Origin of the sequence: Aromatoleum sp. (genome assembly GCF_032027225.1) — a bacterium.
GTDB lineage: Bacteria > Pseudomonadota > Gammaproteobacteria > Burkholderiales > Rhodocyclaceae > Aromatoleum.
Map to the genome: position 1 here is coordinate 20,333 of NZ_JAVSMM010000015.1, position 22,620 is coordinate 42,952.

A 22,620-nucleotide genomic window follows, 5' to 3' on the forward strand; every position below is an offset into this window, starting at 1 on the left:
AGGCGTAGTGCAATGAAACCGACCGTAGAACAGGCACTGAAGGAGATCGAGCGCGTTGTCGGCACGGAACATCTGCTGACCGACACCGCAACCCTTTCGCGATATTCCGTCAACATGCTCGCCACCGCCGACATCCTGCCTGCCGCCGTGGTGCGACCGGCATCGACGGCAGAGCTTCAGCAGGTGCTGAAGATTGCCAACGCGTCCAAGACGCCGGTATGGACCTTGAGCGGCGGGCAGAACCGCGGCTACGGCATGGCCTGTGCCGCCGCCCCGGGGACCCTGATCATCGACCTCAAAAGGATGAACCGGATCCTCGAGGTCAACGTTGAGCTCGCCTACGCCCTGGTCGAGCCCGGCGTCACTTTCGCCCAGCTCTACCGCTACCTCAGGGACAACGACATTCCCTTGTGGATGGATGTGCCGAGCGGCAGCCCCGAAGGCTCGTGCCTGGGCAACATCACCGAGCGCGGCGCCGGATATACCCCCATGGGAGAGAAGTTCCTGTTCAGCTGCGGCATGGAAGTCGTCCTCGCCGACGGACAGGTGATCCGCACCGGCACCGGAACGCTGCCGAACTCGCAGACCTGGCAGGTCTTCAAGTGGGGCTACGGACCGTCGCTCGACGGCCTGTTCACCCAGTCCAATTTCGGTATCGTCACCAAGGCCGGCTTCTGGTTGATGCCGCGCCCGCCGGCCTACGAACCGCTCGCGGTGACCATGGACGACCCGGAGGCGGTCTACAAGGCGGTCGAAATCCTGCGCCCGCTCAAGCTCAACATGGTCATCCCCAACGGCGCCTGCGTCACCCACGTGCGCAAGGCGCTGGGACTGACGGCGTGCTGGGGCGAGGGGAAAAACATCCTGCCCCGGGTCGGCCGCCGCTTCGACTACCCGGCAGAAACCCTGAAGGCATTGAAAGAGACGTACGCGCTGGGTGAATGGAACTTCGCCGGCGCGCTCTACGGCCTGCCGGAAACCGTCCGGACCTATCGCGGAATCGTCGAAGACGCGCTCCGCTCGGCCCTTCCCGGCTGCCGCTTCCTGAGTGCGGAAGAACAGGCGGCGAGCCCCTACTGGCGGGCACGGGAAAAGGCGATGCGCGGCGAGCCGCTGTGGGAATTCGACATGTCGGACTGGGAAGGCAAGGCGGGGGCGCTGTGGATCTCGCCGGTCGCTCCGGTCACCAACGAGGCCGTCGAACAGCAGATCCGGATCGCCGAAGAGACCTACGCGAAGTACGGCTTCCATTATGCCGCGGAGCTGATCCTGGGGACCGGCCGCGATCTGCACCATATCATCTGGCTGCTGTTCGATCGCAGCGATGCCGAAGAGCGCCGCCGCGCCGAGCTGTGCGAGCGGGAAATGTACGACCGCTACTGCGAGGTCGGCTACCTGCCCTACCGCACCGGACTGTCCACCGGCGACTACCTGATGCGCAAGCTCGGGCCGTTCCGGGATCTGTGCCATGACCTGAAACAGCTCTTCGATCCGAACAACATCCTGTCGCCGGGCAAGTCGGGAATCGACCTGGCTCATCGCTCATGACCGGGCAGCGGAGGTGCATTGCATGAAGCAGAATCTGACTGGAAAAGTCGCTTACGTCTCCGGTGCGGCGGCGGGAATCGGCGCCGCGATTGCCCGGGCTTTCGCGGAGGAAGGCGCGTCGGTGCTTCTCGGGGACGTCCAGGAGGCACGCGGCGAGGCGCTTGCCGCACAGATCCGGGACCAGGGCGGCAGGGCCGCATTCATTCACCACGACGTCGCCGACGAAGCGCAATGGGAACGCGCGCTGGCACACGCAGTCGCGCAGTTCGGCGGGCTCGACATCCTCGTCAACAACGCCGGCATCGAGCAGACCGGCCTCCTCGCCGACGTCGAGCTCGCCGACATCAACCGGCTCCTCGCCGTCAATGTGGCCGGCGTGATCCTCGGCCACAAGCACGCCATCCGGACGATGCGCCCGGGCGGAATCGCGGGCAAAGGCGGCAGCATCATCAACCTGTCCTCGGTAGCCGGACTGATCGGCACCCCGGCGCTGGGCGTGTACAGCGCCTCGAAAGGCGCAGTGCGGCTGCTCAGCAAGGCGGCCGCGGTCGAGTGCGGCCGCCTCGGCCACGGCATCCGGGTCAATTCGATCCACCCGGGCCTGGTCGATACCGACATGGGCAGCAAGCTCGTGGATGATTTCGTCGGCCTCGGAGTTTTCGCCGATCGCGAAACGGCGCTGCGGCAAATGCGCGAAACCTATCCCATCGGCCGCACCGGCGTCCCCGGCGACATTGCCAACGCCGCCCTCTTCCTCGCCAGCGAACAATCGAGCTGGATCACCGGAACCGAAATCGTGGTGGACGGGGGCATGACGATTAATTGATCCCCCACCCGCCCGGACAAGCCAGACCAAAGGAGAACATTATGCTGCTCGAAGGAAAGACCGCACTCGTCACCGGGGCCGGCAACGGCATCGGCCGCACCATTGCCCTCACCTACGCTGCCGAGGGCGCGAATGTCGTCGTTTCCGACATCAACGACGAATGGGGCCGTGAAACTGCCGCCCTGATCGAAAAAAGCGGCGGGCGAGCCCTCTACCAACGCGCCGACACTTCCCGCGCCGAGGACCACGTCACCCTGGTCGAGGCAGCCCGGCGCGCGTTCGGCCGTCTCGACGTTGCCTGCAACAACGCCGGCATCAGCGGCGAATTCACGCCCACGGCTGAAACGAGCGATGCCCAGTGGCAACGCGTCATCGACATCAATCTGTCGGGCGTGTTCTACGGCGTTCGCGCGCAGCTGCGCGCGATGCTCGAAACCGGCGGCGGCGCGATCGTGAATATTTCCTCCATCGCCGGGCAGATCGGCATCGAAGGAATCACCCCGTACACCGCTGCCAAGCACGGCATCGTCGGCCTGACGAAAACGGTCGCCTGGGAATATGGCAGCAAGGGCATCCGCATCAATTCGGTCGGACCGGCATTCATCAATACCACGCTGGTCCAGAACGTTCCTCCCGAAACACGCAAGCAGCTCGAAGAAATGCATGCCTTGCGCCGCCTCGGCGAAACCGAGGAAGTCGCCAATCTCGTCGCCTGGCTGAGCAGCGACAAGGCCAGCTTCGTCACCGGCAGTTATTACGCAGTCGACGGCGGCTACCTGGCACGATGACCGTCATCGCCCCTTAAAATCAATCAAAGGAATATCAATGTCCGAGCAGGTTCAGGTAATTGGGGTGGGCATGGTCAAGTTCGTCAAGCCCGGCACCCAGGAGCCCTACGAAATCATGGCGTCGAAAGCCATTCGCGCCGCCCTCGCCGATGCCGACGTGCCCTACGACAAGATCCAGCAGGCCTACGCGAGCTACGTATTCGGCGACAGCGCCTGCGGCCAGGCCGCCCTGTACCGGGTCGGCATGACCGGCATCCCGCTGTTCAACGTCAACAACAACTGCTCGTCGGGCTCGTCCGCTTTGTTCCTCGCCCGTCAGGCCGTGCTCTCCGGCAGCGTCGACTGTGCTTTGGCGTTCGGTTTCGAGGAAATGCGCCCCGGCGCGCTGGGCGCAGTCTGGAACGACCGCACTTCGCCGCTGCTCGAGATGGAAGATCAGCTCGAAAAGATCGTGCCGGGCGTCCCGCCGGCATCCAACGCCCATCGCCTGTTCGGCTCCGCCGCGCTGGCCTACATCGAAAAGACCGGCGCCAACCCCGACATCTTTGCAAAAGTGGCGGTGAAGACCCGCAAGCACGCGATGAACAACCCCCTGGCGATGTTCAACCAGCCCCTCACCGTCGACGAGGTCATGCAGTCGCCGGTGATTTTCGCCCCTTACCTGACCCGTCTCGAAGCCTGCCCGCCTTCCTGCGGCGCGGCCGCGGCCGTGGTGTGCAGCGAGGCGTTCGCGCGTCGACACGGCCTCACCCGCGGCATCCCGATCCTCGCCCAGGCGATGACGACCGACCGTCCGGCCCGCAACGACAATTCGATCGATCTCGCCGGCGCCGACATGACCCGCAACGCCGCCGCGCAGGTGTACGCGCAGGCGGGGATCGGCCCGCAGGACGTCGACGTCGTCGAGCTGCATGACTGCTTCACCTCGAACGAGGTCATCACTTACGAAGGGCTGGGACTCTGCGGCGAGGGCGAGGCCGAAGGCTTCATCGCGCGCGGCGACAACACATACGGCGGCAAATACGTCATCAATCCGTCCGGCGGGCTGATGTCCAAAGGGCATCCGCTGGGTGCGACCGGCCTCGCTCAATGTACGGAACTGGTGTCGCAATTGCGCGGGGAAGCCGGCGCGCGGCAGGTGGATCGCGCGCGCCTTGCGCTTCAGCATAATCTGGGGCTGGGCGGCGCCTGTGTCGTGACCCTGTACGGGAAAAACGCCTGATCGGGGTCGCATTCACTTTATTCGAGCGAGGGTGGGATCGTGATCACGACAATTGTCGAATACAAACTTCCTTCCGCCCTGGGCAGGGAAAGAATCCTTGAAAAATTCCAAGCTGCCCGGGAAAAATTCATCAACACCGAAGGCTTGGTGAAAAAATATTTCTGCTACGACTCGTCCGACGGCACGGGGACGAGCGTTTACATCTGGAAAAACTTGTCGTGCGCGGAAGCTTTCTTCACGCCAGAAATGCTTCATGCGTTCGAAAAGACTTTTGGATGCCGCCCCACGCTCAGGCATGTCGATACGCTCATGACCCTCGACAACATGACCGGCGAAGTCGCTGTTTTCAGCAGCTGAGCGGGCAGCAAATACCGCAGCGCTTTTCACAAAAGGTAAATTGCATGAGAGCGATCAGATTACGTAACCCCGCGGGCCTCGACCGCCTTGAGCTGGTCGAGCTTCCCGATCCTGGCCAGCCCGGACCGGGCGAGATCAGAGTGAGGATTCACGCCAGTTCCCTCAATTTCCACGACCTTGGGGTCGTCATCGGCGCCATGCCCGCGGCCGACGGGCGCATCCCGATGTCCGATGGCGCCGGAGTGGTCGAGGCAATCGGTGAAGGAGTCGATGAATTCGCCGTGGGCGATGCCGTGGTCTCGACTTTCTTTCCGCAGTGGCTGGAGGGCGAGCCCCGCATCGCTGACTTCTCGACCACTCCTGGCGACGGCGCCGATGGCTATGCATGCGAGTTCGCCGTTCGGCCAGCGACTGCCTTCACGCGCGCACCGCGTCACTACAGCCACGCGCAAGCCGCCACGCTGACCACGGCCGGACTCACCGCATGGCGTGCGCTGATCTGCAACGGCGGCCTGAAAGCCGGCGACAGCGTACTCGTGCTGGGTACGGGCGGCGTTTCGATCTTTGCGCTCCAGTTCGCCAAGGCGATGGGCGCGACCGTGATCGCGACCTCTTCCTCGGACGAAAAACTCGAGCGTGTCAAAGCTCTCGGCGCCAACCACGTCATCAATTACCGCCGTGAAACGGATTGGGCTTCGCGCGTGCTCGATTTCACCGGCGGCCGCGGCGTCGATCACATTGTCGAAGTCGGAGGACCCGGCACCTTGGCTCAATCGATCCAGGCCTGCCGGATAGGGGGTCACATCGCATTGATCGGCGTGCTCACAGGGGGAGCAGGGCCCGTGCCTACGGCGGCGCTGATGAAGCGCCAGCAGCGCCTGCAAGGGCTGATTGTCGGCAATCGGCAACATCAGAACGAACTGGTCCGTGCCATCGAAGCGACTGGGATTACACCAGTCATCGACCGCTCATTCGCGCTCAAAAACATCGCCGATGCGTTCCGTCTGCAACAGGCGGGAGGGCACTTCGGGAAAATATGCCTGGAATTTTGACCGCATCCCAATAGCCTTCCTGGAGACTCGCAGTGATCTCAAGAAGAGTTTTTCTACAAGGGTCGATGGCAATGGGAGGTTTGGCACTTGCCGGGGTTTCGCTCCCCGCCCTCTCTTCCGCTCCAGCCCCTAGGCAGGACAAGACCTCCTTGTCCCTTTTTTCTGCAATCTACGACAGCGGTTTTCCCGCCAGCGCAGCTTTTGGCGCTGCAGCGCGGCAGCAGGGCCACTCGATCCATGACATCGAAGGAGACGTCACCGGATTCTGGATGGATCATCTTGCCGAACAGTGGCAGCACGCGCCCGTGGCGATTGCCGGCCTGACCCACGCCAGCGCCCTGTTCGTGCTCGAACGCCTGGGCTGGGATCATGGTTTGCGCGTCATTTTTCGCGCTCGCCATGACGTCCACGCCGACGGGCATCTCGACCATCGGTTGTCCGGCCCGGCTCCCATGCTGAACGCGTTCGAAACCGCCATTTCGCAGCATGTCAGCCTTGGCGCTTGCGTGGCGGGAATATTGTCCCATTGCCATGTGGAACACGCTTCATCGGCAATGTCGATCATGGCGCGGTCCCGCCCCGGCGCAGACGGCGATCACGATGATATCCCGCTGGTTTCGTGGGTCATTGCCTCACCGTCTTCCTTTGCTTCCGCATGCAATGATTTTGATACTGTCGAGAGGATCGTCTAATGAAACTTCCAAAAGGCGTCAAGGCTGAAGACTTTAACGCCGCACTAGAAGAGTTTCGTCGTGTCGTGGGTGAGAAATGGCTTTTCACGAGCGATGAGGACATGCATCTTTACCGGGATGCCTATTCCCTGCAGTGGGGAGAGCCCAATGAACTGGTCGCCTCTGCGGCGGTCGCTCCGGAAAATGTCGAGCAGGTCCAGGACGTCGTACGTATCGCCAATAAATACGGGATCCCGATGTTCGCCATCTCCACCGGCAAGAACCTGGGCTACGGCGGCTCCGCTCCGAACATGGCGGGCAACGTCATCGTCGATCTCAAACGCATGAACAAAGTCATCGAAGTCGATGACAAGAGGAATTTCTGCATCGTCGAGCCGGGCGTCTCCTACTTCGATTTGTACAAGTACATCCACGAGCGCGGCTTCAAGGTCATGATGGACGTGCCCGATCCCGGCTGGGGCAGTCCGTTGGGCAATGCGGTCGACCATGGCCTGGGTTACACGTGGATGAATTATCGCGACCACTTCGGCTCTCACTGCGGCATGGAAGTGGTGCTCCCCGATGGCGAGATCATGCGCACTGGCATGGCAGCGATACCCGGTTCCAAGACCTGGGCGGAAAACAAATACGGCTACGGCGCCTATGTCGACGGTCTGTTTGCCCAGGCCAATTTCGGCATCGTCACCAAGATGGGCTTCTGGATGCAGCCGCAGCCGGACCACTTCCTGAGTTGCGTGGTGAAGGTCCCGAAATACCGCGACCTAATCCCGCTGATCGACGGCGTCAACAAGATGGAAGATCAGGGCCTGATCGGTCATCCGCGCTACAGTTGCCCGATGGACCCGCTTTGCATGCAGATGGAGCCGGAGATATACAAACCCACGCCCGAATTGATGGCGCTCAACAGCCGTCCGGGTGGCTCCACGGTCGAGGAATACCAGGCCTACGCCGAAAAACAGGGCCATGAATTCTGGAACGTCGTGCTGAATTTCTACGGCCCGAAGGAAACCGTCTTCGCCAACTGGGAATACGCGAAAAACACGGTTTTCGCCCCCATTCCCGGCGTCCGCTTTGAAGAAATCGAAAACTACGCGTTCCCCCTCGAAAACCCGGAAGCCATCAAGAAGGTCCGCAACAAGGTCGCGCTGGGCATCCCAAACATGTCGATCTTTTCGATCGGCGCGCGCTCCGCGGCAATGCCCGAGCCTGGAGACGGCCATGCGTGGTTTTCACCGATCGTCCCGCGCAATGGTGAGGAATTCATTTACGCACACGGGGTCTTCACCAAGGCCGCGCGCGAAATGAACATCACCTCGGCCCCGATCAGCGTCACGAACGTGCCCATGTCATGGCAGTACCGCACCTACCTTTACCTGTTCCCGGTTTTCGTTTCCCGTTCGGACAAGGAGCGCAACAGGAAATCCATTGACGACTTCAACAAGCTGATCAAACTGGCCGCGGAAAACGGCTGGTCCGAATATCGCACTGCCCCCATATTCCAGGACGCGGTCGCAGCAACTTACTCCTTCAACAACAACATCCTGCTGAAATTCCAGGAGCAGCTCAAGGACGCCATCGACCCTCGCGGCATCCTGGCGCCAGGGCGTGGCGGGATCTGGCCCAAACGCTACCGGGAGAATTCATGATGAAAAATTTACTTGGCGCGTGCGCAGCCATGTTGATAATGATTGCATCCTGCCCGGTAGGAGCCAGCGGACAGACAGGTGCCGAGCGCGGCCAGGCAGTATTCCAGGAATGGTGTGTTTCCTGCCACGGCACCGGCCCCGGTCATCCGGGAACGCAGGCCCTTGATCTTCGCTATCAGGGCTCGCTGCCGGGGGCGCTGGAACAGCGCCTCGACCTGACCCCCGAGACCGTCGAGGCATTCGTGCGGAACGGCATTTCGGTCATGCCGTTTTTCCGCAAGACGGAGATCAGCGATGCCGAACTCGATGCTCTGGGAGCCTACCTGTCGCGCAATAACCCACACTAGTACTACAGCGGGAGTTGGGAACGTCGTTTGCAGATCGGTAAGAGCCAGAAATGGGAGGCTCAGAGATACAAACGAAACTGTTAAGAGCGTGGCAGTCGGAGTTCGAGCGCGTCAACGAGCGGATCGCCGACTGTTTTGCGCGCAGCGAACCGCGTGATCGAGGGCGGGGGTATCGGCACGTTCTGCTCGAACCGTTGGAGCGTAAGAACGGTTGGCAGTTGGCTGAGGCTGCGGGCGACCGCAGTCCCGATGGCGAGATCAATTGCGGACCTATGTGATTGAGCACTTGGGCGATCCGGATGGGGTGCTGGTGCTCGATGAGACCGGATTCGTCAAGAAGGGCGAGCACAGCGTCGGGGTCCAACGCCAGTACTCGGGCACGGCCGGTCGCATCGAGAACTGCCAGATCGGCGTGTTCATGGCCTATGCAAGCCGACAGGGCTATGCATTCATCGACCGCGAACTGTACCTGCCCAAAGCGTGGCGCGAAGCGCACGTGCCCATGAAGTTGCCTTCCATACCAAACCGCAGATTGGCCAGGCCCTGCTCGAGCGCGCCATCGAGACGGCGGTGCCCTTTGCCTGGGTGACCGCCGACAGCGTCTATGGCAGCACGTGGTCGCTGCGGCAGACGATTGTCCGAGCCGGGCGCGGCTAGGTCCTGGCCCTGAGGTATCCCCATGAAAAGGGCTGTAAAAGCAGGTGGATATCGTGATTCTGTAGGCTGGAAATGGGCATGCATGGCCCTGTTGCTTGTCTCAATCGTGGCGACCAAACCGCGAAGGAGACGGCCATGCATGCTTTGAAGATGTTACACCGCAAGCTCAGGGAAACCACCGGAATGCACGAGACGCGACTGCGGGCGCTGGTCGCGGCCGTGGGCGCGCTGATCGAAGGCCGCCGGGCCCACGGTCAGTGGGCTGGGACGCCATAGTGGCGGTTCGCAATACGTCCGCCACCGGATCAAACGCATGGACCGGCTGTTGAGCAACCCGCACGTGCATGCGGCCACCGAGGCGATCTACCGCAGCCTGGTTCAGTGGGTGGTCGAGCCGGGCGCAGAGGTGGTCCTCGTCGTGGACTGGTCGGACCTGACGCGTGATCAAAGTTGGCAGGTGTTGCGCGCCGGCCTGCCGGTACGAGGACGCACCCTCACCGTGCTCGAGGAGGTTCATCCGCAAAGGAACTACGGCAAGGCACGGGTGCATCGGGCGTTCCTCGCGCGCCTGGCGCGCATTGTGCCGGCGGGCGTGCGCCCCATCATCGTTCGTAGTTCACGTTGAATCCGACCCTTGCGTAGTCAAAGTGATCGCAGCATGGATGCTCGATCCTGCCGCGTGTTCAGCCATGAAACTGGGTGAGCCGAGAGTCACCGTGGCGGCGTTGTGCGATCTGCATCAACTGCTTGTCGACCGACGTTTGCGAGGAAACTCGCCCGACGATTCCAACACCGTCCGGGAGAAGCGCAATGGAGAAGCGGCCAAACGTCGTTCCAGCAGGTCTGCCGCCGCGGCGGTCGGTGCCTCGACAAATGAACATGACGTTCAACCCCGTCGAACTTCAGGGGATGAGTTCGGCCCAGCGCACAAGGGCAATTACTCATCTTGCGAACCTGCTGATGCAGGCCGCCGGCGTCGGCACCGCGAAGGAGCATGACGATAACGAACGTTGATCGTTTGCCTGCGCCTTTGCTCAATCGCAAGGCGGTAGTCTACGTCCGGCAGTCGTCCCAGACGCAGGTTCAGATGAATCTCGAAAGCCAGCGCCGCCAATACGAACTGGTGGAAGAAGCAAAGCGTCGTGGATTCCGCGACATCGAGGTTATCGACGATGATCTGGGTCGATCGGCGAGCGGAATGGTCGCGCGGCCCGGGTTCGAGCGCCTTGTGGCATTGCTCTGTGCGGGCGAAGTTGGAGCGGTCCTTTGCCTGGACGCATCACGTCTCGCGCGCAACGGGCGCGACTGGCACCATCTGCTCGAACTTTGCGGCCTCGTGGAGGCGCGGGTAATCGACCTGGATGGCTTGTACGATCCGTGTCGTCCAAACGACCGGCTGCTGCTCGGCATGAAGGGCAGCATCAGTGAATTCGAGCTCAACGTTCTTCGCACGCGCATGCTCGATGCCGCACGCGGCAAGGCTCACCGTGGCGAATTGCGGATCAGCGTACCGGTGGGCTACATCTGGCATCGAGAAGTTGGATCGGTCTCGATCCGAACCTGCGATTGCAGGAAGTCATACGTCTGGTCTTTGCCCGTTTCCGCGAACTGGGCAGCGCACGGCAAGTGCTGCTGTCGCTGCGAGCCGAACAGGTTCACTTCCCGCGCCCCTCCGACGGCCGGACACTGACGCACTTCGACTGGACGCCGATACGCTATCGTAATGTGATCTCGGTGCTCAAGAATCCGTTCTACGCCGGGGCCTACGCATACGGCAAAAGCGGGAAGCAGACGGCAATCGTAGATTGAATCGCCCCCGGTTTCCTAGACGGTTCCGTTCTTCAAGAAATACTGCCGCTCGAACTCTACCGGCGAGAGCTGGTTGGTGAAACCGTGGCGTCGTCGCGGGTTGTAGAAGAGCTCGATGTAATCGAACACATCCGAGCGAGCCTGAGCCCGATCGGCATAGATTTTTCGCTTGATCCGTTCCCGCTTCAGAAGCTGAAAGAAGCTTTCCGCGACCGCATTGTCATGGCAGTTGCCGCGCCGACTCATGCTCGGTACCAAACGGTGCGCCTTCAGGAAGTCTTGTCAGTCGTGGCTGCTGAACTGACTGCCCTGATCCGAATGCACCACCACCTCCTCGGTGGGTTTGCGACGCCACACTGCCATCAGCAAGGCGTTCAACGCCAGCTCCTTGGTCATCCGCTCACCCATCGACCAACCGACAACCTGACGGGAGAACAGATCGAGCACCGCGCACAGGTACAGCCAGCCCTCATGGGTCCGGATGTAAGTGATGTCGGTCACCCAGCTCTTGTTCGGAGCTGTCGGGGCAAACTGACGCTCGAGCAGATTCGGCGCGACCATCGCCGGCCGGCCACCGTAGCGACCAGGGCGGCGTCCATAGCCGGTGTGTGAGCGCAACCCTGCCAAGCGCATCAGCCGCGCCACGCGATGCTTGCCACACGGTTCGCCCATGTCGTGCAGATCGTTGCGGATCTTGCGATAGCCATAGATGCGCCCGCTGGCTTCCCAGCATTGAGTAATCAACGCTTCGACGCGCTTGTCATTAGCCGAGCGCTCGGAGACGGGTTGCTGCTTCCACGCGTAGTAACCGCTCGGATGGACCGCCATCGTTGAACACAGGCGACGCACGGGATACAGCGCCGCGTGGGCGTCGATGAAGGCGTACTTCACCCGGACTGCTTGGCAAAGTACGCGGCGCTCGGGACGAAAGCTCGCTCGCAGGAGCCCACATGCGTGTAGCCGCTGCAACCACTGAGCATCGTTGACGTCGCTCTTGCGCCCAGGCACCGCGCGTGCTTCGCGGGCGTTGGCGACCACCACCTCGATTCCCCGATCCTGAAGCACCTCGAATACGGGTACCCAGTAGACACCGGTCGACTCCATCGCCACGGTCTCGATCCCGATTGAAACCAGCCATTCAGCCAGCTTCTCGATCTCGCCCGTGAAGGCCTGGAAGGTTCGAACCGGCTCACCACACAGGTCGGGTGGAACCGCAACAACGTGAAAGCGTGCGCCGATATCGATGGCGGCCGCCCGCCCATGTATGACGGGAAGTCCGACGGCGTTGTGACTTTGATCTCTCATGATCCCTCCTGCGGATAACGCACGCCGGATGGAGCAACGGATCAGATCACCTTCCTAAACGGGGTCATGCAACATGCCACCACGGTTGGGTCCGCTTGTGCCCCAGGGGCCAAGTTTTTTGACGGGGTCGGATACCTCCAAGAAGCTGACGGCCTCGGTCCGGGTGCCCCTTCAGTGTAGGCGCCGGCCGTTTCTATGCAAATGGGGCACGGCAATGCCGTGAGGGCGTTTTTTAGGATGTCGCGCTCCTCGGTCACGCGCCGCAACTCGGCCTTCAGCCGCCGGATCTCGTCGGCTTGGCTGTCGTGCTCGGCGCGCTGCTCCGCGGGAACCGAATAGCGCTTGATCCAGGTGTAAAGGCTGTAAGCGCTCACGCCAAGCCTCACGGACACCTCGGCAACCGGATGCCCCCGTTCGGTCACCTGCTTGACCGCTTCGATCTTGAACTCTTCGGTGAAGCGCCGTTGCGCCTTCTTCGTTTCCATCAACACCTCCATGACGCCTCATTGTGAGGCAAAAGGGTGTCTAGGAAACCTGGGGCGATTCAAGGCCGGACTGGTTCCGCGTGCGGACACACGGGCAGTGGCGTACTTTCTGAGCGCGCTCCACTGAGTCGTGAACTGGTACAAGCCAGGTGGCGCCCTGTCGCCCGAGCAGATCGCCGACGACCTGGTCGACTGGCTTACTGGCTTCCCGGAGCGCTCCGACAAGATTCGTTGAGCCGTCGATTCCCGTTCATCCTGGCTTACCCAGCGACAACAAGGTCGCGTCGTAGCTCGCAGGCAACAAGCCATCGACTCTCCGGTGCCTTTCGTAGTGACCGACAAGGGTGCGCCAGACACCCTTCCCGAATAGCCCATGCCGACGCGTCGGGCCCACCTGGTGGGCGCCGATGGCTTTGATGTCTCTCAGAAGCCCGCCCAGGTCGGGAGCGAGGGCGAAGACTGTGTCGACTTCATGCCCGGCGACCTCCAGCCCGGCACTAGCCGCGCGAGCTGTAAGCTGTTCCGGCGACTCGAAGTCGATCACATGCTGCGCATCGTCGATATCGGAAAAGGCCTCCCTCAATTCCCACAAGGTACGCGGCCCCAAGGTGGCAATCCACGCGCGCCCTCCCGGCCGCAATACCCGGGCAATCTCCGTCAAGCTGCGCTGCGAGTCACACCATTGCAGCATGAGACTTGACCAGAGCACATCGACTGACTCGCTGGCCAGCGGGAGCTGCTCGATGTCCGCACATAGCCGAATGCAGCCATATCCATCCCTTACCGGCATACGAAGCAGCATCCCAGGCGCAAAATCCATCGCGATGATTTCGGCATCCAGGAATCGAGCGTGCAGGAGCCCCAACGCATAGCCCGTACCGCAGCCGGCATCGACGACTCGCCGGGCACTGCGGGTCACAGGATGGCGGTCGCTAAAGTCCAACAGGCGTCCACACACCTCCCGCTGAACCACGGCGGCTGCGTCATATGTTTCGGCCGCGCGCTCGAACGCCGCCCGGACGCTCTGTTTGTCAGGTTTCGACACCTCCGTCGCTCCTCTCCACGAACGCAACTCCGTTCACTGTTTGCTAACCTTTCCGCGCAGTCCCGCTCAAACGTCCGCAGCTGCCTCAGCCCTGAGTCCCAGGCGCTGGAAGAACTGCCGATCCTCGTCGAAGTCCGGATTACCCGTCGTAAGCAACTTGTCGCCGTAGAAGATGGAATTCGCGCCGGCCAGGAAACAAAGGGCCTGAGCCGCCTCCCCCAGCTCGCGGCGGCCAGCCGACAAACGTATCCGGGATTTGGGCATCGTGATCCGCGCCACTGCGACGACTCGCACGAATTCGATCGGATCCAGAGGCGGCGCATTCTCCATCGGCGTGCCGGGGATGGCCACCAGGTTGTTGATGGGAACGGACTCGGGATACGGCTCCAGACTGGCCAGCTCGGCGATGAGGCCGGCACGGTGCGCACGGCTTTCGCCCATGCCGAGGATACCGCCGCTGCACACCTTGAGGCCGGCCTCGCGCACCGTCGCAAGGGTGTCGAGACGGTCCTGATAGCTGCGGGTGGTGACGACCTGGCCGTAGTAGCCCGGATCGGTATCCAGGTTGTGATTGTAGTAATCGAGCCCCGCGTCCTTGAGGACCTGTGCCTGGTGAGGCTTGAGCATGCCCGCCGTGAGGCAGCTTTCCATGCCGAGGCCTACGACCGTCTCAACCAGGCGGCCGAGCGCGGGAAGATCCCGGTCGCGCACCTGGCGCCAAGCGGCCCCCATGCAAAAACGGGTCGCCCCGGCCTCCTTGGCGGCGACGGCGGCAGCCCGCACGGCCGCCTCGTCGAGCATCGGCTCGGCCGGCACTCGCCCGTCGTGGTGGGCCGACTGGGAGCAATAGCCGCAGTTCTCGGCGCACCCGCCGGTCTTGATCGAAAGCAGCGTGGAAAGCTGGATCTCAGTGGGGTCGAAGTGTTGCCGGTGAACCTCCTGGGCACGGAACAGGAGATCCGGTAGAGGCAGATCCAGTAGAGCGGCCACATCCGTCACCGACCAGCGGGCGGTATGGCAATCGCGCATTTGAGCTGCGGGTTCGCCGCGGCGATGCATAGTGATGGGTTCGGCTTGCATTTGATTGTGTCTCCTCTTGCCTTCGACTTCACGCAACTACTACTGAGGCAAGAATAGGCAGCACTGAGCAATCACGTGCGCCAATGAGGTTGCAAATACTGCCACCAATATCCAAAACACTGCACGGGCGCCCGCACATAACTCCTCCATCTTCACCCCCATTCGGGGGATAGCAATTTCCGTATCTGAGTCTCCTTGATCAGTGACAAAGGATGCCTGCTGCCGCAATCTGACGAGCGTAGCCCGCGGCATTAAGGTTGCAGATATTGCCACCATCACGCTTTTCAGACTCCTGAGCTAGACGCTTCTTCGCATCGCCGACCGGCGCCTGCCCCGGCAAGTGCCCCTTCCCCCCATTCAGGGGATGGGCGGACTCCCGCACACGCTCGATGATTGCGACAAGCAGCGTCCGCCCCTACGGGCGGCGCGTCTCATGCCCATCATTCAGAAAGGAGATGTGATGAACTCCAACTTCCGTCGCATAGCGGTGCTCGGGGCCGGGGTCATGGGTGCGCAGATTGCTGCGCACCTCGCGAACGCCGACGTTCCAGTGCTTCTGTTCGATCTCCCGGCCCCCGAAGGCAATCCGAACGGGATCGTCCTCAAAGCACTGCAGCGCCTGCAGAAGATGGAACCGGCACCGTTCGTCACCCGCGAACGGCTGAACTACATTGATGCAGCCAACTACGACCAGCATCTCGACCAGCTTCGAGAGTGCGACCTGATCATCGAGGCCATTGCCGAGAAACTGGAACTCAAGGAACGCCTTTACCAGCGGATCGCCCCCTTCATATCACCAGACGCAATCTTCGCCACCAACACTTCCGGCTTGCCGCTCGCACAGTTGTCCGCAGTGCTTCCGGAAAACCTTCGGAACCGGTTCTGCGGCGTGCACTTCTTCAATCCGCCACGCTACATGCCGCTGGTCGAGTTCATTCCCGGTCCGCAGACGGATGCGGACGTACTCGACCGCCTCGAGCCGTGGCTGGTATCGCGCCTCGGCAAAGGGGTCGTCAGGGCCAAGGACACACCGAATTTCATCGCCAACCGCATTGGCGTGATGTGGATGCTGAGCGTCATCCACCACACTGAACGCTTAGGCCTGGATTTCGACGAAGTGGATGCCCTCACGGGGCCGAAGATCGGCCTGCCGAAAAGCGCCACTTATCGCCTGCTGGACGTCGTCGGCCTCGACACCATCGCCAACGTCATTGAGGGAATGGGCCGCAATTTGCCCGACGATCCCTGGGCTCCCCATTTCAGCGTACCGGCCTGGGCTGCCGCGCTGATCGGCCGGAGGCAGCTCGGACAGAAGACCAGCGGCGGCATCTACCGGAGAGAGGGGCGCGACACCAGGGTTCTCGATCACGCCACAGGCGACTTCCGCCTCGCAGGCGGCAAGATCGCCCAGGAAGTCGACGACATCCTGAAGATCGGCGACGCTGCGGCGCGGCTGACCGCCTTGCGCAGCAGCGATCACCGGCAGGCCAAGCTCCTGTGGTCCTGCCTGCGCGACATCTTCCATTACTGCGCCGTGACTTTGGCCGAAATCGCCGACTGTGCGCGAGACGTCGACTACGCGATGCGCTGGGGCTACGGATGGAAGCAAGGGCCGTTCGAAATGTGGCAGGCGGCCGGGTGGCAGACGGTGGCGGAAATGATCCGGGAAGACATCGAGGCGGGCAAGACCATGGCCGCTACGCCGCTGCCGGCATGGGTAGCAACTTGCAACGGGGTCCATGCGGCAGAAGGATCATGGTCGGCGACCGCCGGACGGCTCGTGCCGCGCTCCTCGCTGCCGGTCTATCGTCGGCAGATCTTCCCCACCCAGCTGTTGGGCGAGTCAAGGAACCATGGCGACACGGTATGGGAGAACGAAGCAGTGCGGCTGTGGACGCTGCCCGCGATTGATCCGCGCATCCTGATCGCGAGTCTGCAAACGAAGTCGCATGCGGTGAGCAAGGCGGCTCTTGCGGGCCTCAGCGAGGCCGTGACGCTGGCCGAACGTGACTACGACGGGCTGGTGCTCTGGAATGAACCGCCCTTCGCCGTGGGCGCGAATCTCGTCGAGGTGCTCGCATTGATCGATGAGGGCAATTTCGACGGCCTGGAGCGTTTTGTTGCCGACTTCCAGCGGACCGCGGGATTGCTGCGTTACAGCCAAGTACCGACAGTCGCAGCGGTGCAGGGGACGGCCCTCGGCGGCGGATGCGAGTTCCAGATGCAATGCGCGCATCGGGTGGTTGCCCTCGAGTCACGCATCGGGCTTGTCGAAGCGGCCGTCGGGCTCATCCCGTCCGGCGGAGGATGCAAGGAGCTCGCCCTGCGCGCCGCCTTCCTGGCCGGACAACAACAGTACGGCGAACCGAACCCGGCCGTGTATGCGGCCTTCCAGCACGTCTCCACCGGCAAGGCGGCGAAGAATGCGCTGGAGGCCCAAGGCATGGGACTTGTGTCGCCGACCGACACCATCCTGTTCAACCCGAACGAAGTCCTCTACGTCGCCATTCGCAAGGCACGAGCACTGAGCGAGTGCGGCTACCGCCCTCCCCTGCGCCCGCGCAGCGTCAAGGTCGCCGGACGAGGCGGCATCGCCACACTCGACCACGGGCTGGTGAACATGCGCGACGGGGGTTTCATCTCTCCCCACGATTATCGCGTCGCTCACGCCATCGCCGTCGCCTTGTGCGGAGGCGAAGTCGAAACGGGCTCGCTGGTGGACGAGCAATGGTTGCTCGACGTCGAACGTCAGCAATTCATGACCCTTGCCCGAACACCCGAATCACGGGCGCGAATCGAACATATGCTCAATAACGGCAAGCCTTTGCGCAACTGATCAGGAGACTCCTTTCATGAATACTCGATATCAGGATGCCTATCTCGTTGCCGTCGCCCGTACCCCGGTTGCAAAGCGCAACGGCATGTTCCGTCACGTCCGCCCGGACGACATGCTGGCCCACGTGCTCAAACATGCAGTCGCCCGGGTTCCCCAACTCGATCCCCGGGAGATCGCCGACGTCTACGTCGGCTGCGCAATGCCAGAAGGCGAACAAGGCATGAACGTCGGCCGCGTCGGAGTCCTGCTGGCCGGCCTGCCGGACAGCGTACCGGCAGTCACGATCAATCGCTTCTGCTCGTCGGGCCTCAACGCGGTCGCCATGGCGGCCGACCGCATCCGCCTCGGCGAAGCCGACGTGACGATCGGCGCCGGCGCCGAGTCCATGTCCGTCATGCCCCAAATGTTCGGCAAGGGACTCTACGCCAACCCCAGATGGATGCTCGACGAAAACATCGGCATCGCTTACGGCATGGGACTCACTGCAGAGCGAGTGGCCGAGCGCTGGAACATTTCCCGCGACGACCAGGATGCGTTCGGTGCGTCGAGTCACGAGAAGGCCCTGGCAGCCATCTCCGGGGGCAGGTTTGAAGCCGAGATCGCGCCATACACGGTCACGGCCCAGCTGATCGGTACGTGCGGCGCCCCCAAAACGGTGGAGACGATCTGCAGCACCGATGAAGGCCCGCGCGCCGGCACGACCAGAGAGAGCCTCGCCAAGCTCAGGCCGGTGTTTGCCGCAAAAGGTTCGGTGCCGGCGGGCAACGCCTCGCAGATGTCCGACGGCGCCGGTGCCGTCGTACTGATGAGCGAGGCTGCCCTCAAGCGATACAACGTCGAACCGCTGGCGCGCTTCGTCAGCTTCGCCGTCGCCGGTGTGCCGCCCGAAGTGATGGGCATCGGCCCCATCGAAGCAATTCCCCGGGCCTTGAAGGCAGCGGGGTTGAAGCAGTCCGACATCGACTGGTTCGAACTCAACGAAGCCTTCGCTTCCCAGGCACTTGCGGTCATGCGCACGCTCGACATCGACCCTTCCAAGGTTAACCCGCAAGGCGGCGCCATTGCGCTCGGTCACCCACTGGGCGCAACCGGCGCAATCCGCGTGGCGACCCTGGTCAATGGCATGCGCCGGGAGAAGAAGAAGTACGGAATGGTCACCATGTGCATCGGAACCGGGATGGGTGCCGCAGGCATCTTCGAGGCGTTTTGACGAATGCTGAACCGAAACCGACACCAGGAGTCACGATGAGTCATTATGCTGCGCCGATCCAGGCAATGCGCTTCATCATTCAAGACGTCGTCGGCATCGACGGGATCGCCACCCTGCCGGGCTACTAAGATGCAAGCCTGGATGTTATGGCGGCGATCCTCGACGAAGCCGACAAGTTCGCCAGCGAGGTGCTCGCCCCGCTGAACCGGGTGGGCGACATCCAGGGATGCCGCCTGGAGGACGGGAATGTCGCGACGCCCGCGGGCTGGCAGGAAGCCTATCGGACATTCCGCGCCGGCGGCTGGCCCACGATCGCCGCACCCCATGAATATGGCGGGCAAGGCATGCCCAAGCTGGTAGCCGCTGCGGTCATGGAGATGTGGCAGGCGTCGAACCTCGCTTTCTCTCTGATGCCGCTACTGTCCACCGGCGCCGCGGAAGCCCTGCAAATCGCCGCATCCGAACCGATCAAGCAGAAATACCTGCCGAAACTGGTTTCCGGGCAATGGGGCGGCACCATGAACCTCACGGAACCACAGGCGGGCTCCGACCTCGCCGCCCTGCGTGCTCGCGCCGAACCGGCGGCCGACGGCAGCTACCGCATCTTCGGGCAGAAGATCTTCATTACCTACGGCGAACACCAGCTCACCGACAACATCCTCCACCTCGTTCTCGCGCGCCTGCCCGATGCACCGCCCGGCGTGAAGGGCATCTCGCTCTTTCTCGTTCCGAAGTACCTCGTCAACGACGATGGGGCGCTCGGAGACCGCAACGACGTGCGCTGCGTTTCCGTCGAGCACAAGCTCGGCATCCACGCCAGTCCCACATGCGTCATGGCGTACGGTGACAACAGTGGTGCGATTGGCTATCTCGTCGGAGAGCCCAGTCACGGACTGGAGTACATGTTCGTGATGATGAACGAGGCCCGTTTTGGCGTCGGCCTGCAAGGCATCGCGATCGCCGAGCGCGCGTACCAGCAGGCGCTCGCCTACGCGCACGAGCGCATCCAGGGGCGCGACGCCCTCACCGGCGAGGGCAGCGTGCCGATCGCCGCCCACCCCGACGTGCGCCGCATGCTGATGTTGATGCAGTCGCGCACGCAGGCCGCGCGCATGCTCGCCTACTGGGTCGTAGGCCAGTTCGACGTCGCCCATGCCCACACCGATGCGTATGAACGCGAGCGGGCGCACCAGCTCGTCGATTTCCTGATCCCGATCGTGAAGGGCTGGAGCACCGAGGTCGGCAACGACTCCGCCTACCTCGGGGTGCAGATCCACGGCGGTATGGGCTTCGTCGAGGAGACTGGGGCCGCCCAGCATATGCGCGACGCACGCATCCTGACGATTTACGAAGGCACCACCGGCATCCAGGCCAATGACCTGCTAACGCGGAAATTGCTGCGCGACAATGGCTCAAGCCTGAAACAGCTTCTGGCATGCATGCGTGCAGATCTCGATAGCCTCAGGTCCATAGACGATCAACGCATCAAGGGCCTTGTTCCTCCTATGGAAGCGAGCCTCGTGCACTTCGAATCGGCTGCACTATCCCTGATCGAACGTGGCAAGACGAACCTCGGCGCCGTAATGTTCGTTGCGGTTCCGTTCCTCATGCTTGCCGGAACCGTTTGCGGCGCCTGGCAATGGGGGAAGGCGGTATTGGCTGCAAGCCGGCGGCTCGGCGATGGCACGGGGGATGCACGTTTCCATCGCGAGCAAATCGAACTCGCCCACTTTTACATGGCTCATGTGGCGACTGGCGCTTCGGCGCTCGCCGAAACAGTCGCTCATGGAGCACATGAATGGGGTATGGGTGCCTGAACCTCACCGGTTCCGTGATCGAACAACGGCAGCGGGCATGACGCGTTCTCTCCCCCTCCCTTTCCAAGGAGGATTTGGTCCGGACCTCAGCGTCCGGACTTTTTTTGCAGTGTGGGTCTTGAGACTATCTGACCCTGTCATCTTCCAGTATCGGTCCGCAATGGATAAACCCGTGTTGCGTTGAACCGAGAATGCACTATCAACGCAGTGCGTTGACTTGGAAGTGATGTAACGGGCAGGGCGTCCATGATGATCGCGGTACTTGACATTACCGCGCAAATGAGAGAAATCGCGCGCTCCACCGTGCAGCGTCGCGTTGGAGTCAGGTAGTACCGGTACGGCCGCCAACACCCGCGGTTGTCGCCTATGAGCATCCGGTCCAAACCAATGCAAAAGATTCGATCGGGAAATGTGACCTCCATTCTTCAGGAAGTGAGCGCTTCCCGATTGGGTCGGTAGAATACGCTTGGGCCGGACCTCAAACAGGGTTCGGAGCCTGCCGGACTGGAACACCCAGCTCGGCGTGGTCGACGGCGAGCTCCAGACCTTCTTCATCTTTGCGTGCGTTTAAGCGCGTCGTCCTCAGGCTTCGCCCCTTCTCCCAAGCGCCAAAGAAACGAGCACTGGCTGGCGATTCAGTCCCAGCGGAACAATATCGGCGTTATCCACAGCCAATCCACAGCGCTCCCCACACCAATTGTGGACAATCTGCGCGCAGATCAAGATGGCGGACGGCGGAACAGATTCGCACGGCCACGCCTGCTTCTTGTGTAGGATCTACCCCTCGATGGTCTCGATCTGGAAGCCTCGCAGGCGGATTACGTGTCGGGTCACCGTGAACAGCGTGACGTGAGGCGACGGTTGCAACCGAGGAACTGGTGGGTTGCCGGGTGACGGGGAAACGGGACGAAGGTCCAATTCCCATCCTTGGTGCAACCTGACATCCGAAGGGGGTACACCGAACGCGGACACCACTGGTGCCGACGAGATGGGGCACGACTGCGCTGGTGTGCTGCCGGTTGTGACTGGCCGACCTAAGCGCGAATGGGATGAGACGGCGGGAATGGTCTAGGTGCCGTTGGCAGCCGCCTCGCTGGGTGATCCCGCGAGCTCGCGCTTGGGCTTGTACTCGACGCCCGCGACCCGGCCTAGGCACAGGGTGACGTCGTCGGCAGTGACCTGGAAGCTCGGCACCTTGTCCGAGGCGCCGTCGGGCGAGTACATGAACTGCTTGAGCACGCCTTCGACCTGGACGCGCGCGCCTCGTCGCAGCAAGCGCGCTGCGTCCTCGCCGCGCTGGCCCCACAGCGACACGCTCATCCAGAATCCGCCGACCTGCTGATACGCGTCATTGGCCTGGTCGTAGGCATAGTCGTCAAAAAACACTCGCATCTCGGCGACGACCTCGTCCGCGCCCTTGACGGGCACGTGCTTGAGGATGGGTGTATCGCCGAGATTGCCTTTCCCGCGAAATACATTCGGCATGATGCTCTCCTTGGGCGTCAGGGAAGAACACGGCGGCGGCCGACGCCGGTGGCGCGACCGCGTGAAACTCTATGGATTGCGCTCGCGGGCATGCCGCAGGGCGAGCCGCGCCTCGATCTCGCGCCGATTGAGCTCGATCGCACACCGGTGGATGCGCTCGTACCACTCGCGCAGCGCCCCGGGAAGCTGGACGAAGCGGGCGTGGATCACGCCCCACGCGATGTGACCCGCGCGGGCCCCGGCGCCTGCCGCCCGCCAGCGCAGGTGGACCTGGCCGGTGTCCTTGCGCCGATGCACCGCAAGATAGAAGGTTCGCCCCCGCACCTGGCGTGTCAGCCGCGACAACTCCTCCTGTTGGCGGTGAATGCTTGCAACACGGACCTGCGCCTGTCGCACATCCGCCGGAGTCCCTC

General features: G+C 62.4%; 22 protein-coding genes and 3 pseudogenes. 19 read left to right on the forward strand and 6 right to left on the reverse strand.

Features of this window, described 5'->3' with window-relative positions:
* Positions 1–12: 12 nt before the first annotated feature.
* The 15 genes and pseudogenes from ROZ37_RS15500 to ROZ37_RS22130 all read left to right on the forward strand — a co-directional run bounded on the left by ROZ37_RS15500 (position 13) and on the right by ROZ37_RS22130 (position 10,944).
* Positions 13–1,548: an FAD-binding oxidoreductase gene (locus ROZ37_RS15500; protein ID WP_312660632.1), complete on the forward strand. Its 1,536-nt coding sequence runs from the start codon at positions 13–15 to the stop codon at positions 1,546–1,548.
* Between the two features lie 22 nt (positions 1,549–1,570).
* Complete coding sequence (locus tag ROZ37_RS15505) at positions 1,571–2,374, forward strand: glucose 1-dehydrogenase (RefSeq protein ID WP_312660635.1); 804 nt, start codon at positions 1,571–1,573, stop codon at positions 2,372–2,374.
* A 41-nt stretch (positions 2,375–2,415) separates the two neighbouring features.
* Entirely contained in the window at positions 2,416–3,162 is a 747-nt protein-coding gene (locus tag ROZ37_RS15510; RefSeq protein ID WP_312660638.1) for a glucose 1-dehydrogenase, read from the forward strand.
* Positions 3,163–3,199: 37 nt separating this feature from the next.
* Positions 3,200–4,384 carry a lipid-transfer protein gene (locus ROZ37_RS15515; RefSeq protein ID WP_312660640.1) on the forward strand — a complete coding sequence of 395 codons (1,185 nt, stop codon included), beginning with the start codon at positions 3,200–3,202 and terminating at the stop codon, positions 4,382–4,384.
* Positions 4,385–4,423: 39 nt separating this feature from the next.
* Entirely contained in the window at positions 4,424–4,741 is a 318-nt protein-coding gene (locus ROZ37_RS15520; RefSeq protein ID WP_312660642.1) for a hypothetical protein, read from the forward strand.
* Between the two features lie 44 nt (positions 4,742–4,785).
* Positions 4,786–5,793 (forward strand): NAD(P)-dependent alcohol dehydrogenase, encoded by a 1,008-nt coding sequence (locus tag ROZ37_RS15525; protein WP_312660644.1) that lies wholly within the window; start codon positions 4,786–4,788, stop codon positions 5,791–5,793.
* 149 nt (positions 5,794–5,942) lie between these two features.
* Positions 5,943–6,485: a hypothetical protein gene (locus ROZ37_RS15530; RefSeq protein WP_312660646.1), complete on the forward strand. Its 543-nt coding sequence runs from the start codon at positions 5,943–5,945 to the stop codon at positions 6,483–6,485.
* Positions 6,485–8,131 (forward strand): FAD-binding protein, encoded by a 1,647-nt coding sequence (locus ROZ37_RS15535; protein WP_312660648.1) that lies wholly within the window; start codon positions 6,485–6,487, stop codon positions 8,129–8,131. Before ROZ37_RS15530 ends, ROZ37_RS15535 begins: the two co-directional genes overlap by 1 nt.
* Positions 8,128–8,478, forward strand: a complete 351-nt coding sequence (locus tag ROZ37_RS15540; RefSeq protein WP_236255155.1) for a c-type cytochrome — start codon at positions 8,128–8,130, stop codon at positions 8,476–8,478. The genes ROZ37_RS15535 and ROZ37_RS15540 overlap by 4 nt, the downstream gene beginning before the upstream one ends.
* 304 nt (positions 8,479–8,782) lie before the next feature.
* Positions 8,783–9,135: pseudogene (locus ROZ37_RS22125) on the forward strand (transposase).
* 135 nt (positions 9,136–9,270) lie between these two features.
* Positions 9,271–9,411, forward strand: a complete 141-nt coding sequence (locus tag ROZ37_RS15550) for a hypothetical protein (protein WP_312660652.1) — start codon at positions 9,271–9,273, stop codon at positions 9,409–9,411.
* Between the two features lie 37 nt (positions 9,412–9,448).
* The gene (locus ROZ37_RS15555) at positions 9,449–9,760 is read left to right on the forward strand and encodes a hypothetical protein (protein ID WP_312660654.1); all 312 of its coding nucleotides are present in this window, start codon (positions 9,449–9,451) and stop codon (positions 9,758–9,760) included.
* Positions 9,761–10,008: 248 nt separating this feature from the next.
* Positions 10,009–10,149, forward strand: coding sequence for a hypothetical protein (locus tag ROZ37_RS15560; protein WP_312660656.1), 141 nt, complete (start codon positions 10,009–10,011; stop codon positions 10,147–10,149).
* Complete coding sequence (locus ROZ37_RS15565) at positions 10,130–10,825, forward strand: recombinase family protein (RefSeq protein WP_312660658.1); 696 nt, start codon at positions 10,130–10,132, stop codon at positions 10,823–10,825. The genes ROZ37_RS15560 and ROZ37_RS15565 overlap by 20 nt, the downstream gene beginning before the upstream one ends.
* Positions 10,762–10,944 carry a hypothetical protein gene (locus ROZ37_RS22130; RefSeq protein WP_409449969.1) on the forward strand — a complete coding sequence of 61 codons (183 nt, stop codon included), beginning with the start codon at positions 10,762–10,764 and terminating at the stop codon, positions 10,942–10,944. Before ROZ37_RS15565 ends, ROZ37_RS22130 begins: the two co-directional genes overlap by 64 nt.
* A gap of 15 nt (positions 10,945–10,959) precedes the next feature.
* Here ROZ37_RS22130 and ROZ37_RS15570 read toward each other — a convergent pair.
* From ROZ37_RS15570 to bioB, 4 genes and pseudogenes are all read right to left on the reverse strand, one after another.
* Positions 10,960–12,249: pseudogene (locus tag ROZ37_RS15570) on the reverse strand (IS3 family transposase).
* 212 nt (positions 12,250–12,461) lie between these two features.
* A pseudogene (locus tag ROZ37_RS15580) lies at positions 12,462–12,734 on the reverse strand (transposase); the annotation flags it as partial.
* 250 nt (positions 12,735–12,984) lie between these two features.
* Positions 12,985–13,779, reverse strand: a complete 795-nt coding sequence (locus ROZ37_RS15585) for a methyltransferase domain-containing protein (protein ID WP_312660660.1) — start codon at positions 13,777–13,779, stop codon at positions 12,985–12,987.
* 66 nt (positions 13,780–13,845) lie between these two features.
* Positions 13,846–14,859 carry a biotin synthase BioB gene (bioB, locus tag ROZ37_RS15590; RefSeq protein ID WP_409449970.1) on the reverse strand — a complete coding sequence of 338 codons (1,014 nt, stop codon included), beginning with the start codon at positions 14,857–14,859 and terminating at the stop codon, positions 13,846–13,848.
* 460 nt (positions 14,860–15,319) lie between these two features.
* On the opposite strand from bioB, the gene ROZ37_RS15595 reads away from it, so the two are divergent.
* The 4 genes from ROZ37_RS15595 to ROZ37_RS15610 are packed head-to-tail and all read left to right on the forward strand — an operon-like array spanning position 15,320 to position 20,722.
* Positions 15,320–17,695: a 3-hydroxyacyl-CoA dehydrogenase/enoyl-CoA hydratase family protein gene (locus ROZ37_RS15595; RefSeq protein WP_312660662.1), complete on the forward strand. Its 2,376-nt coding sequence runs from the start codon at positions 15,320–15,322 to the stop codon at positions 17,693–17,695.
* 16 nt (positions 17,696–17,711) lie between these two features.
* Positions 17,712–18,905 carry an acetyl-CoA C-acyltransferase gene (locus tag ROZ37_RS15600; protein ID WP_312660664.1) on the forward strand — a complete coding sequence of 398 codons (1,194 nt, stop codon included), beginning with the start codon at positions 17,712–17,714 and terminating at the stop codon, positions 18,903–18,905.
* Positions 18,906–18,940: 35 nt separating this feature from the next.
* A complete protein-coding gene (locus tag ROZ37_RS15605; RefSeq protein ID WP_312660666.1) occupies positions 18,941–19,033 on the forward strand; it encodes an acyl-CoA dehydrogenase N-terminal domain-containing protein in 93 nt (30 codons plus the stop codon).
* 18 nt (positions 19,034–19,051) lie between these two features.
* Entirely contained in the window at positions 19,052–20,722 is a 1,671-nt protein-coding gene (locus tag ROZ37_RS15610) for an acyl-CoA dehydrogenase (protein WP_312660668.1), read from the forward strand.
* A gap of 1,068 nt (positions 20,723–21,790) precedes the next feature.
* On the opposite strand, the gene ROZ37_RS15615 is transcribed toward ROZ37_RS15610, so the two are convergent.
* Positions 21,791–22,207, reverse strand: coding sequence for a single-stranded DNA-binding protein (locus ROZ37_RS15615; RefSeq protein WP_312660670.1), 417 nt, complete (start codon positions 22,205–22,207; stop codon positions 21,791–21,793).
* A 69-nt stretch (positions 22,208–22,276) separates the two neighbouring features.
* Positions 22,277–22,552 carry a hypothetical protein gene (locus tag ROZ37_RS15620; protein WP_312660672.1) on the reverse strand — a complete coding sequence of 92 codons (276 nt, stop codon included), beginning with the start codon at positions 22,550–22,552 and terminating at the stop codon, positions 22,277–22,279.
* Positions 22,553–22,620: the final 68 nt, after the last annotated feature.

Excerpts from the sequence above, each read along its gene's own strand:
- ROZ37_RS15500 (WP_312660632.1), top strand. The coding sequence starts at position 13 with ATGAAACCGACCGTAGAACAGGCACTGAAGGAGATCGAGCGCGTTGTC.
- ROZ37_RS15505 (WP_312660635.1), top strand. The coding sequence starts at position 1,571 with ATGAAGCAGAATCTGACTGGAAAAGTCGCTTACGTCTCCGGTGCGGCG.
- ROZ37_RS15510 (WP_312660638.1), top strand. The coding sequence starts at position 2,416 with ATGCTGCTCGAAGGAAAGACCGCACTCGTCACCGGGGCCGGCAACGGC.
- ROZ37_RS15515 (WP_312660640.1), top strand. The coding sequence starts at position 3,200 with ATGTCCGAGCAGGTTCAGGTAATTGGGGTGGGCATGGTCAAGTTCGTC.
- ROZ37_RS15525 (WP_312660644.1), top strand. The coding sequence starts at position 4,786 with ATGAGAGCGATCAGATTACGTAACCCCGCGGGCCTCGACCGCCTTGAG.
- ROZ37_RS15535 (WP_312660648.1), top strand. The coding sequence starts at position 6,485 with ATGAAACTTCCAAAAGGCGTCAAGGCTGAAGACTTTAACGCCGCACTA.
- ROZ37_RS15540 (WP_236255155.1), top strand. The coding sequence starts at position 8,128 with ATGATGAAAAATTTACTTGGCGCGTGCGCAGCCATGTTGATAATGATT.
- ROZ37_RS15550 (WP_312660652.1), top strand. The coding sequence starts at position 9,271 with ATGCATGCTTTGAAGATGTTACACCGCAAGCTCAGGGAAACCACCGGA.
- ROZ37_RS15555 (WP_312660654.1), top strand. The coding sequence starts at position 9,449 with ATGGACCGGCTGTTGAGCAACCCGCACGTGCATGCGGCCACCGAGGCG.
- ROZ37_RS15560 (WP_312660656.1), top strand. The coding sequence starts at position 10,009 with ATGAACATGACGTTCAACCCCGTCGAACTTCAGGGGATGAGTTCGGCC.
- ROZ37_RS15565 (WP_312660658.1), top strand. The coding sequence starts at position 10,130 with ATGACGATAACGAACGTTGATCGTTTGCCTGCGCCTTTGCTCAATCGC.
- bioB (WP_409449970.1), bottom strand. The coding sequence starts at position 14,859 with ATGCAAGCCGAACCCATCACTATGCATCGCCGCGGCGAACCCGCAGCT.
- ROZ37_RS15595 (WP_312660662.1), top strand. The coding sequence starts at position 15,320 with ATGAACTCCAACTTCCGTCGCATAGCGGTGCTCGGGGCCGGGGTCATG.
- ROZ37_RS15600 (WP_312660664.1), top strand. The coding sequence starts at position 17,712 with ATGAATACTCGATATCAGGATGCCTATCTCGTTGCCGTCGCCCGTACC.
- ROZ37_RS15605 (WP_312660666.1), top strand. The coding sequence starts at position 18,941 with ATGAGTCATTATGCTGCGCCGATCCAGGCAATGCGCTTCATCATTCAA.
- ROZ37_RS15610 (WP_312660668.1), top strand. The coding sequence starts at position 19,052 with ATGGCGGCGATCCTCGACGAAGCCGACAAGTTCGCCAGCGAGGTGCTC.
- ROZ37_RS15615 (WP_312660670.1), bottom strand. The coding sequence starts at position 22,207 with ATGCCGAATGTATTTCGCGGGAAAGGCAATCTCGGCGATACACCCATC.